Source organism: Actinomadura nitritigenes, assembly GCF_017573545.1.
Taxonomy (GTDB): Bacteria; Actinomycetota; Actinomycetes; order Streptosporangiales; family Streptosporangiaceae; genus Spirillospora; species Spirillospora nitritigenes.
This window is the reverse complement of the sequence record NZ_JAGEOK010000027.1, coordinates 104106-116181: the sequence shown is the minus strand read 5'-3', so window position 1 is coordinate 116181 and position 12076 is coordinate 104106. Positions and strand designations below refer to the sequence as shown.

Sequence of the window (12076 nt, the reverse complement as noted above, 5' to 3'; positions counted from 1 at the left end):
TCACTCCAGGTCGAGGTCCTTGGGAATCTGCATCGGGTGCAGCTCGCCGCGCGTCCGGACGTACCGCACCGAATGGCGCCAGCGGCCGTGCTCCGTCGCGGCGTCCACGCTGATCTCGACGACGAGGTCCGGGACGACCCGGACGTACGGGATCGGTGCCTCCGCGCCGGGCATTCCACCGGCCCACCCGGCGGGCAGGACCGCCGGCCACGGGTGGTCGTCCCCGGCGGGCGCCAGGAGACCGGCGAGCTCGCGGCGCGCGGCCGGGGGCAGCGGACCGGAGCGGGCGACGACGCGAAGCCGCCCGTCCGGCCGGTACCGGCCGAGGATCAGGGTCTCCGGGGCGGCGGCGCTGCCCGTGACACCGCCGACGACGGCTTCGGTGGTGGTGCGGTGCTTGACCTTCCACCAGCCGCGCTTGCCCTCCTGGTAGCGGCCCGAGGCGGCCTTGACGACGAGGCCCTCGATGCCCTGCGCGGGAAGGACCTCGAACCACACCCGGGCCTCGCCCACATCGCGCATCTGCGGGCACAGCACGATCCGGGACGTGTCAGGCACCCCGGCGAGGAGGCGTTCGAGGACCTCGCGGCGCTCGGACAGCGGCCTCGGCCGGTAGTCGGTCCCGCCGGTCTCCAGCACGTCGAACACCACGTAATGGCACGGCTCGGTCAGCGCGAGCTCGCGGCGGCGGCGCCCGGCGACGTGCCGGCGCTGCAACGCCGCGAAGTCCAGGCGCCCGTCGCGCCCCCAGCGGACGATCTCGCCGTCGACCACGGTCCCCGGCGGCAGCGCGTCGAAGACCGCGAGCACGACCTCGGGGAACGCGTCGTTGAAGCTCTTCAGGCGCCGCGACCACAGGCGCACGCCGCCCTTCTCGTTCACGATCGCCAGCGCGCGGAACCCGTCCCACTTGGGCTCGTACCGGCACCCGCCGGGACAGGCCGCCTCGTCCGGGACGCGGTCGATCGCCGTCGCCGCCATCGGGACGACGGGCCCACCGATGCGCATAGCCGCCACCCCCTGTGACGTGCGGCTACCCGCAACCCGGTAGGGGACAGCGCGGTGGCGGGATTCTTGGACAGGGCATGGCCGGCCCATTGCCCCCGGGCCCCGGCGGCCGGACGAGCCGCCCCGAAGCCCCCACTCCGCCGATCGTGCCGGTCTAGGCTGGGCGGCGACTCGGCGCCGGAAGGTCTGGAGGTCCGACGATGGCCGGCGAGACGCACGACGGGGCGCCGGACACGCCCTCGTTCGACACCGGCGTAGCGCACATCGCCCGCATCCAGGACTACTGGCTCGGCGGCAAGGACAACTACGCGCCCGACCGGGAGGCCGCGGAACAGGCCATCGCCGCGCTGCCCGACATGGTCGCCTCGGTGCGCAACACCCGGGCGTTCCTGGCCCGCGCCGTCCGCTTCCTGACCGCCGAGCGGGGCGTGCGGCAGTTCCTGGACATCGGCACCGGCATCCCGACGGCCGACAACACCCACGAGGTCGCGCAGGCCGCCGCCCCCGAGAGCCGCGTCGTGTACGTCGACAACGACCCGGTCGTGCTCGCGCACGCCCGCGCGCTGCTCAACGGCACCCCGGCCGGCGCCACCTCCTACATCGACGCCGACGTCCGCGACACCGGCACCGTCCTGGACGCGGCGCGGGAGATCCTGGACTTCGAGCGGCCGCTCGCGGTGATGCTGATCGCGATCCTGCAGTACGTGCCGGACGGGTCCGACCCGTCCGGGGTCGTCCGCACGCTCGTCGACGCGGTCCCGAGCGGCAGCTACGTGGCGATCTCCCATCCGGCCACCGACATCCAGGCCGCCCGGATGGCGAACATGGCCGACCGGCTGAACGACGCCATGGCGCAGACGATCACGCTGCGCAGCCGCGACCAGGTGGCGGCGTTCCTGGACGGCCTCGACCTGGTCGAGCCCGGCCTCGTCCGGGCCCCCGAATGGCGCCCGGACGACCCGGCCCTGGCCTCCACCCCGTCCACCATGTGGAGCGGCGTCGCCCTCAAGCCCTGAACCGGTCCGGTCAGCGGGAGCGTGCGGGAGGCACGACCTCGCCGACGGCGCCCGCCGGGTCCAGCCGGATGACGGTGGGCCCGCGTTCGCACTCCCAGGTGGTGACGTTCGCGAAGGCCGTCCCGCCGTGGTGCCAGAGCCCGCCGTCCTGGTGGATGTGCCCGAACAGGTGCAGCTTGGGGCGGACCTGCCGCACCCGCGCCAGGAGGTCCGCGCAGCCGTGGCGGCCCGGCGGGGCGCCGGCGTCGCCGATGCCCAGCGGCGGGCCGTGCGTGATCAGGACGTCGACCCGCTCGGGGATCAGGGCCCACTTGCGGGCCAGCGGGCGGCCGCGGGGAAGGTTGAAGGCCCAGTCGTTGAACTCCGGCTGCCAGGGGCTGCCCCAGAACGTGACGCCGTCGATCTCGGTTCCGCCGTCCTGCAGGTAGCGGATGCCGCGCTCGGCCAGGACGGCGCGGGCCCGGCCGGGCCGGTCCTCCAGCATCCGGTCGTGGTTGCCGGCGACGACGACCTTCGTCCGGTGGGGGAGGGCGTGCAGCCAGTCGGCGGCCTCCTCGAGTTCCGCGAGGTCCTCGCCGCGCCGGCACAGGTCGCCCGCATGGACGAAGACGTCCCCCTCGGGGACGGCGAGGTCGTGGTGGTAGGTGTGCGTGTCGGCCACCGCGACGATGCGCATCAGATCACCCCGGCCTCGGCCAGCCAGCGCCACAGCTCGTCCTGCTGCACGACCCTGACCCCGAGCTTCTCGGCCTTGCCGGTCTTCGCCGCGCCGACGTTGGCGCCGGCGAGCAGGTAGTCGGTGACGGCCGAGACCGACGAGGCGGTCGCCGCCGCCGCCTGCTCGACCAGGCGCGTGACGTCCGGCCGGCTGATCTTCGCGCCCGAGCGCGGGTCGGTGAAGGCGCCGGTGATCACGACCGACGCGCCCTTCAGCGGCGAGTCGCCCGCGGCGGCCGCGTCGACCGGCCGGTCCTCGTCCAGCACGTCCAGGTTCACGCCGCGCTCGCGCAGCGCCGCGATCTCCTCCCGGACGTCCGGGCGGGCGAAGAACGCCACGATGCTCTCGGCGGCCTTCGGCCCGATGTCGCGGATCGCCACCAGGTCCTCGGCGGTCGCCGCCGCGACGTCCTCGACGCGCTCGTAGCCGGCCAGGCACAGGCGCTTCGCCGTGCCCTCGGACGCCATCGGGATCGCCAGCCCGATCAGCGCGCGGCGCAGCCCCATGCCCTTGGAGGACGCGATCGAGTCGACCATGTTCCGGGCGCTGACCTCGCCCATCCGCTCGTAGCCGAGGAGTTGCTCGGCGGTCAGGTCGTACAGGTCGCTGCGGCGCTTGAGCACGCCGTCCTCGGCGAGCTTCTCGATCCAGACGTCGCCGACGCCCTCCATGTCGGCCGCCTGCCGCGAGGCCCAGTGCATCAGCCGCCGCGTCGCCTGTGCCGGGCACTGGAGGTTCACGCACCAGCGCTCCTCTCCGGTGCCGCGGACCTCCAGTTCCGATCCGCACGACGGGCAGTGCGCCGGCGGGACGATCTCGACCTCGCTGCCGTCGCGCCGCTCCGGCAGCGACCGGCCCGCGAACGGGATCACGTCGCCGCGCCGCACGACCGCCACCGTGTCGCCGATCCGCAGGTCGCGCTCGCGGATCAGGCGCGGGTTGTGCAGGGTGATGTTCTCCACCGTCACGCCGCCGACGAACACCGGCGCGACCTTCGCGCGCGGCGGGACGCGGCCGATCTTGCCGACCGGCCACTCGACCGACAGCAGCGTGGTCAGCTTCTCCTCCGGCGGGTACTTGAACGCGATCGCCCCGCGCGGCTCGGCGCTGTTGAAGCCCGCCGCGTCGAACGCCGCCGGCTCGTGCAGCCGCACCACGGCGCCGTCGATGTCGTAGTCCAGCCCGTCGCGGCGGCCGCCGATCTCGTCGATCGCGTCCACCACCTCTTCGGCGGACGCGCACACGTACTGGGCGACCGGCTCGAAGCCCTCCGGGAGCTCCATCGCGACGCCGTCGCGGTCGGCGCCGAACGCGTAGAACCGCAGCAGCCGCCGGGCCTTCGCCGCCGCCTCGGGGTCCTTCAGCACCAGCGTCCCGGCGGCGCCCGACCGCGGGTTGGTGAGCGTCTTGTCCGGATGCGCCTCGTTGTAGGCCGCCCACACCGACCGCAGCATCACGGCCTCGCCCCGGACCTCGACACGTCCGGGCGCCTCGATCCCGGTCGGCAGCCCCGGGATCACATGGCGCACCTTCTCGGTCACCAGCTCACCGACCGCGCCGGTGCCGCGGGTGGCGACGTAGTCGAGCCTTCCGTCGGTGTAGACGACGCTGAGCGAGAGCCCGTCGAGCTTCTCCGACACGCGGAACACCTGGCCGCCGAAGCGCTCGCAGAACGTGCGGATCTGCTCCTCGCTCGTCGCCTTCGCCAGCGAGAGCATCGGCCGCGCGTGCCGGACGGTCGGGCCGGTCAGCTCCGCCGGGGCGTTGACCTTGCCGAGCGGGCTGTCCGCCGGTTCGAGCTCGGGGTGCTCGGCGACGAGCGCCGCCAGCTCGTCCTTCAGCGCGTCGTAGTCCGCGTCCGGCAGCGGGCTGTCACCGGTGCCGTAGTACAGGTCGTTCAGCCGCCTGACCTCGGCGGTCAGCTCCGCGATGCGCTCTTCAACGTCCACTCCTCGATTAAAACCGACACCACCGACATTGCTCCGTCAGTCCGTCGTGCCGTCCAGCCGCCCGCCGAGCAGCATCTCGCACGAGACACGGATGTCGACGTCCGCCTCCGCCGGGGAGAGCCTCCCGTTCAGGCAGGACAGCAGCACGCCGTACCAGCACGATTCGAGCAGCCGCACCAGGCGCTCGTCGGCGGGCCCGGGGGCATCGATGCCGGCCGCCGCGAGCAGCATGTCGCGGAACGTGCGGTCCGACGACCAGGGGCCGTTCGCGGTGGCCTGCGCGGTCTGGTCGGCCTGGAGGATCGTGCGCGACAGCTGCGGCCGCCGCATCAGCTGCTCCCTGGCCCGCACCAGGGTCCGCACCACGGCGTCGAGGGGGTTCTCCGACGCCGCCCTCAGCCGGGCCACCTCCTCCGAGAGGAGTTCGACCTGCCTGCGCTTCACGGCGGCGAACAGATGGGTCTTCGAAGGGAAGTAGCGGTACAGGGTGGCGATCGCGACCCCGGCCTCGTTCGCCACGTCCTGCATCTGGACGCGATCGAGGTCGTGCACGCCGCCGAGCCTCCGCGCCGCCCGGAGGATGCGCTCGTGGCGGTCCTTCTGGTGCGGCGACCTGGGCTCGGCCGCCGGCCGGGGATCGGCGATGCGCGGCACGGCTTCTCCTTCGTCTCGACGCGGTCGATTGTGCCGTGCGCACCCCGGGGCTCGCACCCGTGGAGCCGCGGCCGCTCAGATCCAGGCGGCGTCCCGGTCGATCGCCGCGAGGCGGGCCAGCGTCTCGGCCGACCAGGTCTCCGCCGGTGCGCCGGCGGGTTGCCCCTCGACCTCCGAGACGAACTCCGCCGAGATCGTCCGCACCGCGGCGGCCACCAGCGGGGCGACGGTCTCCAGCAGGCATCCGGCGTCACCGGCGAGCGAGACGGCCCCGAGCGGACCCTCCGGGCCGCGCACGGCCGCGGCGACGCACGAGATGCCGGGGGTGTGCTCGCCCCGCTCGTAGGCGACCCCGCCGCGGTCGCGGATCCGGTGCAGCTCCTGGTACAGGGTCCGCAGGTCGCCGATCGTGCGCTGGGTCAGCCTGCTCATCGGGGCACCGACCCGCGCGTCGACCTCCTCGGCCGGCAGGCGGGCCAGCATCGCCTTGCCGAGCGCGGTGGAGTGGGCCTCGGCGCTGCCGCCCACCCGGGAGGGGACCTTGGCCGCGAACCGGCCGCCCATCTTGTCCAGATAGCGGACGCGAGCGCCCTCCAGCACGGCGAGATGCACGACCATCCCGGTCCTGAGCTGCAGCTCGTGCAGCACCGGGGCGGCGGCCGAGCGCAGGTCGACGAACCCTTGGGCGTCGCTGCCGAGCCGCAGGGAGCGGCGGCCGAGCAGGTACCCGGGCGGCGCGTGCTCCAGCCACGCCGCCCTCACCAGCTGGTCGAGGATCCGGTGCGTGGTGGACCGCGGGAGCCCCGACGCGTGGACGACCTCCTCGAGGGTCAGCCGCGTCGTCGAACCCCGGAACGCGTCCAGGATGAGCGTCATCCGCTCGACCATGGACGGCGGGAGCTCCCGCGGACGGCACCCGCGTCGCCCGGCCGTGGCGGCTGACGTCAACCCGACCACCTCCGAAACTGAAGTGAATTCTGGTTTCTGTCTCGCAAGGTAGCGCTCACGTGCGCAGAAGGGAAGCAATGAGCGCAGGCAAGGTGCGCGGGACGGCGGCCGGAGAGGCTAACGGGCTTCGGGTTCTCGTCCGGCGAGGCGACGTCTCAGACCGGCTCGCATGCGTGCTGACGCACCGGGCAGCGCGGCCAGGCGCTGCACCTCCTCCGGCTTCAGTTCCCGGCGGGCCGCGAGGGCGAGCACGGCCGCGTACGGCCGGCTCGCGGAGGTCAGCAGGTGAGCCTCGACCTCGGCCAGCACTGCGAGCAGCACGGCACGATCGGCTCTCGGGTGCTCGGCGAGCAGGTGCAGGAGCCGGCCGTCGTTCCACGCGCTGTCCCTCTTCGAGCACAGGTCACCCAGGACGTGCGCGGGCGTGCCGGGGTTCGCGGCCAGCGCCTGCCAGACGAACGGATACGGGCACCGGGCGAGAGAGGCCAGCGTCCGCGCGTCGGTGTCCGGGTCGCGCGCCGCATCGCGGTAGTCCGCAGGCCCGCGGAAGCGCAGCGGTGCCCGGTCGCCTTCGCTCTCGCCCACCCCGAGAATCTACGCTCGAACGGCCGAGGGACTCGCGTTCGCCGGGGGAAGCGCCGACCGTCCCGCATGCCGCGGCCTTCCAACTCCACCGCCTTCGTTCGTGCCTGCGGACGCTTCTCTGAGGGGGCGGCCGGTCTGTCGGGGCGGCCTTCTGCACGGCGCGGTCGTAGGATGGCGCGCCGTGGACCTGACAGCCGAACACCTTGATTCGCCCGTTGCCGAGGCCGGGCACTCGCCGGTTCCCGCCGTACCCGGCCTCGCCGGTCAGCCCTGCCCGCTGTGCGGCGAACTGATCAGGGAAGCGACGCAGGCGGGCGACGACCTCCAGGTCCTCCGTCCCTGCGGGTGCGTGGTCTAGCGACGTAGGCCGCGCTCGGCCTGGTCAGAGGCGGTCGCGGCGACGCGGCCGCCGTCACGGCCCCGCCGGCGGCGGCACCGCGGCGGCCGGCGGCGGGCGCGGTTCACCATTCCCGGGTGGCGATCAGCTCCTCGATGTCGGCCTCGGCGAAGCCGTAGGCGGTGGCCACGAACCAGAACTCTTCGCCGATCACGTCGCGGGCGACCGTCTCGATCTCGCTGCCGGCCGCGTCGAACTCCGCCTGCAGAGCGTTGAACTCCTCCGTCGCGGCATGCGTCAGCGTGTAGAGCGCCGCCAGATCCGCCGGCCGGTCGGCCTCGATCCGCTCGCACAGACCCACCAGGATCGCTTTGCCTTTGTCGACGAGGTGATCGGGGAAGTACCCGTCGTTGTACATCCCGGTGAGGAACTCGTGCTCGAGCACCTTCTGGTTCGTCACGGCCACCATGCTTGCCCTCTCGTCGCCCTGCCGGTCTCCGGCGCATACTTCACGGCGCCACTGACAACGCCGGGGACGTTCATCCGAACCCGGCGGATGCGCTCGCCTACAGCGATCGCTGTCAGTCGGGCTTTCGGCGGAGCATGGCGAAGGAGACCAGTCCGCCGATCGCCGACAGCGCGCTGAGCAGGACGAGGCAGAGGCGGAATCCCGAGGCGAGCGCGTCGGCGCGGCTGGGCGGGGCTTGCTGCGCGAGCAGGTGCTCGGTGCGGGTGGCGGCGACGGACAGCAGCACGGCGACCCCGATCGCGACGCCCAACTGGTAGGCGGTCTGCCGCAGCGCAGCCGCCATCCCCTGTTCCCCGGGCGCGACGCCGGAGGAGACCGCGACCGTCGTCGCGACCGCGGCCGTGGTGAACGCCGCGCCGATCAGCACGAGCCAGGGAAGGAGCGCGAGGTATCCGCCGGGCAGCCGGGCCAGGCCCGCGATGGCGGCGGCCGATGTCAGGAGCATCACGGCGAGTACGGCGCGGACGCCCCAGCGGGTGACCAGCGGTCCCGCGAGCCTCGTCCCCGCCAGCAGGCCGGCGAGTCCGGTGGGGACGAACGCGAGCCCGGCCTCCAGCGGCGTGTAGTGCCGGGCTTGCTGCAGGAACAGCGTGCACACGAGAACCACGGCGCCGTTGAGCGCACCGGTGACGGCGGTGGCGAGGTTGGTGCCGGCGAGCCACCGGGAACGCAGCATCGACAGCCGGATGAGGGGATCGCGGTACCTGGCCTCCACGGCGATGAAGACGGCGAGCAGGAGCAGTGACGCCGCGACCGCGGCGTAGAGCCCGGCCGAGGCCCAGCCGTGCTGGGAGCCGTACGTGGGCGCCCAGACGAGCAGGGCGACGGCCGAGGTGATGAGCACCGCTCCGGCGACGTCCGGCCTGCGGCGGGCGGCGGGCGGCACCGACGCGGGGATCGTGCGGACGGTCAGCAGCGCGGCGAGCGCGGCGACCGGGACGTTGACGATGAACACGCTTCGCCAGCCGAGCGTGTCGGCCAGCACGCCGCCGAAGATCTGGCCCGAGACGAACCCCAGCGAGGTCGCCGCGCCGAAGACCCCCAGGGCGCGGTTGCGCTCGGCCCCCTCCTCGAACGTGGTGGTCAGCAGCGCCAGGGCCGCCGGCGCCAGGACGGCGGCGCTGAGGCCCTGCGCGACCCGGGCGCCGATCAGGACCGCCGGGGCGCCGGCCAGGCCGCACGCCAGCGAGGTCGCGGCGAAGCCCAGGAGCCCGGCGACGAAGACCCGCCGATGCCCGAACTGGTCGGCCAATCGGCCGCCGAGGACGAGCACGCCGCCGAAGGCCGTCGCGTACGCGGTGATCACCCCTTCGGCGCCGACGGCGGAGAAGCCGAGGGAGTGCTGGATCGTCGGCAGAGCCACGTTCACGATCGCCGCGTCCAGGATGACCATGAACTGAGCGGTCACCATCAGGGCCAGGCCGAGGCGGCGCTGGCGTCTTCGGTCCTTGGCGGCGCCCGGCGCGGTCTCGTTCCTCAGGGGCAGGCCGTCGGTGGAAGCGCTCATCCTCATCCCTCATCGGTCAGCGAAATCCGGCCGACGCCGATCGCTCCGCTGATGCCGACCGCGACGCGGGCAGGGGCGATCGGCATCGGGCTTCTTTCGTCGGTTTCCGGCTCGGGCGTGAATTCCACGCTTTCAGCGAACGCGGCGCCGGAACAACGGCGATCTGCATCATGTTCGATCAGTCGCGCTCATCGATGGGAGGACCAGTGGACGTCGGAGAGATCGAGGTGTTCCTGGCGGTCGCCGAAAACCTCCATTTCGGCCGTGCGGCGGAGAAGGTGGGGCTGTCTCAATCGCGGGTGAGCCAGCTCGTCAGGACATTCGAGCGCCGCATCGGAGGGACGCTGTTCGAACGGACCAGTCGGAGCGTGGCCTTGACGCCGCTGGGCGCGCGGCTGCGCGACGGCCTGGCTCCCACGTACGCTCAACTCCTCGCCGTCCTGGAGGAGTCCCGCAGGGAGGCGGCGCGGACGGGCGAGGTGCTGCGCGTCGGGTGTGCCGGGGCCACCGGAGGTGCGATCCTCGACGCGGCCATCGAGGCCTACCGCGCGGAACGCCCCGGACGCGAGGTGGTCCTCTCCGAGACCCCGCTCGACGACCCCTACGGTCCGCTGCGCCGCAAGGAGGTCGACCTGCTGGTCGCCCGGCTGCCCGTCGGCGACGTGCCGGACGTCGCCGTCGGGCCGGTGATCGGCACCGACGAGCGGCTCCTCGCCGTCCCGGCCGGCCATCCCCTGGCCGAGCGCGGATCGGCGAGCGTCGAGGATCTCGCCGAGCTCGGCGTCTTCTCGCTCCGCTCGTCGCCCACCGGCCTGACCTGCCCCTTCGTCCCCCTGCACACGCCAAGCGGCCGGCTGATCCCACGCCGGCACGTCTTCTCCTCCTACACCGAGATGCTGGAGTTGGTCGCGCGGCACAAGGGCGCCCATCCCGTCGCCGCCTCGCTGCTGCGCTTCCACAAGCACCCGGGCGTGGCCTTCGTCCCGGTCCGGGACCTGGCACCGGTCGATGTGGCGCTCGTGTGGCCGGCCGGAGCACGGCATGCCGACGTCCGCGCCTTCGCCGAGGCGGCGGCGCGGGCACGAGCGGCAGTCGACCACTCGGACGCCGCAGACGGCTGATCCAGATCGGTTCGGTGCCCCGTTCGAGCCGGACCATGCGCGCGCCATCGGAGCCGCGGAGGCAGTTCCCCGACTCGGCAGCGGCCTGACCTTTTAAGACGGGATCCGATAATCGCGACCGCCTTTGCTGAGCGATCGTCGCCCTTGCACTCTCGTCCATTCGTCGAACGAGTGCCGGTAAGGGCCAGGCCGTCTTGCGAAGGAAAGGCACGCTCCGACGCGGGCGGTCGCCGGGCAGGTGACGCCCGGCGAGCCGTGAGAGCTACCGGCTCCGGGACCGGTCGCGGTCACCGCATGGGTTCCAGGGTGATCAGGTAGATGGCGTTGGGGTCGAGGTCGATGGCCTGGGTGTAGGTCTTGCCAGGGGTGATGGTCTTCTGGTCGACCATCTGGAGGCCGGCCGTGGCGGGGTTGGTGAAGTAGTTGCTGGTGGTCTGGTCGATCCGGTAGGTGCGCTGGCGGACCTTGCCGTGCCGGAGGTCGGCCGGCAGCCGGGACATGTCGATGGTCGCCCGATAGCTGTCGGTGTGGGTGTGCTGCCAGTTCCACACCATCAGGGAGGCGCCCGTCCTGTCCTTGGCGGCGAGCGCGTAGACGCCGTTGTCGCCCTTGAGGCTGCCGGAGACTGCGGACACCCGGGTGTCCTTCATCTTCGACTGCATCAGCATCATGTTCCCGTAGGGCGTGAAGGTGTCGAGGATGGGTCCGTTGGGGGTGCGGGTCACCAGTTGGTCCTTACCGGTCGGTGTAGTACGCGTGGGCGGGATGGTCGGGTGAGGTGGCCTCGCCGTGTAGCTGATGCCCGCCCGCCTGGCGACGTCCTTCATCGTGGCGCCGTAGAAACCCGTCTGGGCGAAGGCGTCCACGCACGCCTCCAGCACCCGGCGCCGGACCCCCGCCGACTTCGCGTACGGGCCGCGGCCCGGCCGAGAGCCCATGCAGCCATCTCCTCCCCGGGGCGATCCGCGCGACGAGCCCGCCCTGCCGATCCGCGACGGCAGCGCAAGCCGATCGGGAGCCCTGCCGATCCATCCTGGACGGCCGACCCCCGTCCGGGCAACGAGCTCGTCCCTGCCGGCGGCCACACGAGGAGCGGGTCACCGAGCCGGTCGTGGTACCACCGACCTCCACGGTCAGCCCGGCGGCACGGGCGTTGCGCAGAGCACCGGTCAGGGCGTCCCTCGTAGCGCCGGCAGTACTAATCGCGGCCTTGCCGACCGACACACCGACCGGTGTCGGGCATGGAACGGCGCAGGGTTCAGGCGGAATCCGGGCCTTCCGCCGCGGTGGAACTGGTGGCCGGCTCGGGCCGGTCATCGCGCAGGCGCTCTCGGCTCCGCCCGGGGTGCGCCGCCGGGGATCGGTCGGTGCCGTCGGCCGGCAGCCTGGCCAGGTGGGCCGACCGCACCATGTCGATGGTCGGCTTGATGGCGAACAGTACGGAGCCGATGAGAAACAGCCAGTCGGCCGGAAGGGACAGCGCCTCGTAGAAGAAGACACTACCGACGACGAAACAGGTGGCGGCACCGAAATCGACCCCCGTGCGGACCACCTGGTAACGCCAGAAGATCTCAAGATGACGGGGGGTGAGGTCGTTCAGGATCGGGTCGAGGATCTTCATGATGAAGCCGTTACCGAGAGGACGAGGCAGAAACACTCCCGCCGACGACCGGGGCCGCCCCGCCGAAGCGAGCCCCCGGCGCC

Annotated in this window: 13 protein-coding genes; 2 read left to right on the top strand and 11 right to left on the bottom strand. The window is 72.7% G+C overall.

The features are described from left to right. Positions 1-1008 (bottom strand): ATP-dependent DNA ligase, encoded by a 1008-nt coding sequence (locus tag J4557_RS34930; RefSeq protein WP_243776820.1) that lies wholly within the window; start codon positions 1006-1008, stop codon positions 1-3. 200 nt (positions 1009-1208) lie between these two features. On the opposite strand from J4557_RS34930, the gene J4557_RS34925 reads away from it, so the two are divergent. Further along, positions 1209-2024 carry an SAM-dependent methyltransferase gene (locus J4557_RS34925; RefSeq protein ID WP_208271046.1) on the top strand — a complete coding sequence of 272 codons (816 nt, stop codon included), beginning with the start codon at positions 1209-1211 and terminating at the stop codon, positions 2022-2024. A 10-nt stretch (positions 2025-2034) separates the two neighbouring features. On the opposite strand, the gene J4557_RS34920 is transcribed toward J4557_RS34925, so the two are convergent. From J4557_RS34920 to J4557_RS51205, 8 genes are all read right to left on the bottom strand, one after another. Further along, on the bottom strand, positions 2035-2700 hold the full coding sequence (locus tag J4557_RS34920; protein ID WP_208271045.1) for a metallophosphatase domain-containing protein: 666 nt from the start codon (positions 2698-2700) through the stop codon (positions 2035-2037). Then, the gene (gene ligA / locus J4557_RS34915; RefSeq protein WP_208271044.1) at positions 2700-4691 is read right to left on the bottom strand and encodes an NAD-dependent DNA ligase LigA; all 1992 of its coding nucleotides are present in this window, start codon (positions 4689-4691) and stop codon (positions 2700-2702) included. Before ligA ends, J4557_RS34920 begins: the two co-directional genes overlap by 1 nt. 36 nt (positions 4692-4727) lie before the next feature. Continuing rightward, positions 4728-5345 carry a TetR/AcrR family transcriptional regulator gene (locus J4557_RS51840; RefSeq protein ID WP_208271043.1) on the bottom strand — a complete coding sequence of 206 codons (618 nt, stop codon included), beginning with the start codon at positions 5343-5345 and terminating at the stop codon, positions 4728-4730. A 75-nt stretch (positions 5346-5420) separates the two neighbouring features. Further along, positions 5421-6221, bottom strand: a complete 801-nt coding sequence (locus tag J4557_RS34905; RefSeq protein WP_243776819.1) for an IclR family transcriptional regulator — start codon at positions 6219-6221, stop codon at positions 5421-5423. Positions 6222-6410: 189 nt separating this feature from the next. Next, positions 6411-6878 (bottom strand): hypothetical protein, encoded by a 468-nt coding sequence (locus J4557_RS34900; RefSeq protein ID WP_208271041.1) that lies wholly within the window; start codon positions 6876-6878, stop codon positions 6411-6413. Positions 6879-7339: 461 nt separating this feature from the next. Beyond that, a complete protein-coding gene (locus J4557_RS34895; protein ID WP_208271040.1) occupies positions 7340-7684 on the bottom strand; it encodes a DUF5713 family protein in 345 nt (114 codons plus the stop codon). A 112-nt stretch (positions 7685-7796) separates the two neighbouring features. Then, positions 7797-9251 carry an MFS transporter gene (locus tag J4557_RS34890; RefSeq protein WP_208271039.1) on the bottom strand — a complete coding sequence of 485 codons (1455 nt, stop codon included), beginning with the start codon at positions 9249-9251 and terminating at the stop codon, positions 7797-7799. Positions 9252-9253: 2 nt separating this feature from the next. Next, complete coding sequence (locus J4557_RS51205; RefSeq protein WP_279576283.1) at positions 9254-9379, bottom strand: hypothetical protein; 126 nt, start codon at positions 9377-9379, stop codon at positions 9254-9256. Positions 9380-9457: 78 nt separating this feature from the next. On the opposite strand from J4557_RS51205, the gene J4557_RS34885 reads away from it, so the two are divergent. Further along, positions 9458-10372, top strand: a complete 915-nt coding sequence (locus tag J4557_RS34885) for a LysR family transcriptional regulator (protein ID WP_208271038.1) — start codon at positions 9458-9460, stop codon at positions 10370-10372. 287 nt (positions 10373-10659) lie between these two features. On the opposite strand, the gene J4557_RS34880 is transcribed toward J4557_RS34885, so the two are convergent. Together J4557_RS34880 and J4557_RS34875 are read right to left on the bottom strand one after the other, a co-directional pair. Beyond that, positions 10660-11310 (bottom strand): TetR/AcrR family transcriptional regulator, encoded by a 651-nt coding sequence (locus J4557_RS34880; RefSeq protein WP_208271037.1) that lies wholly within the window; start codon positions 11308-11310, stop codon positions 10660-10662. A gap of 320 nt (positions 11311-11630) precedes the next feature. Beyond that, positions 11631-11993 carry a YrhK family protein gene (locus J4557_RS34875; RefSeq protein ID WP_208271036.1) on the bottom strand — a complete coding sequence of 121 codons (363 nt, stop codon included), beginning with the start codon at positions 11991-11993 and terminating at the stop codon, positions 11631-11633. Positions 11994-12076: the final 83 nt, after the last annotated feature.

Bases quoted from the DNA above. Each gene is read 5' to 3' on its own strand.
- J4557_RS34905 (WP_243776819.1), bottom strand. From the start codon at position 6,221: ATGACGCTCATCCTGGACGCGTTCCGGGGTTCGACGACGCGGCTGACC.
- J4557_RS34895 (WP_208271040.1), bottom strand. From the start codon at position 7,684: ATGGTGGCCGTGACGAACCAGAAGGTGCTCGAGCACGAGTTCCTCACC.
- J4557_RS34890 (WP_208271039.1), bottom strand. From the start codon at position 9,251: ATGAGCGCTTCCACCGACGGCCTGCCCCTGAGGAACGAGACCGCGCCG.
- J4557_RS34920 (WP_208271045.1), bottom strand. From the start codon at position 2,700: ATGCGCATCGTCGCGGTGGCCGACACGCACACCTACCACCACGACCTC.
- J4557_RS34930 (WP_243776820.1), bottom strand. From the start codon at position 1,008: ATGCGCATCGGTGGGCCCGTCGTCCCGATGGCGGCGACGGCGATCGAC.
- J4557_RS34875 (WP_208271036.1), bottom strand. From the start codon at position 11,993: ATGAAGATCCTCGACCCGATCCTGAACGACCTCACCCCCCGTCATCTT.
- J4557_RS34880 (WP_208271037.1), bottom strand. From the start codon at position 11,310: ATGGGCTCTCGGCCGGGCCGCGGCCCGTACGCGAAGTCGGCGGGGGTC.
- J4557_RS34925 (WP_208271046.1), top strand. From the start codon at position 1,209: ATGGCCGGCGAGACGCACGACGGGGCGCCGGACACGCCCTCGTTCGAC.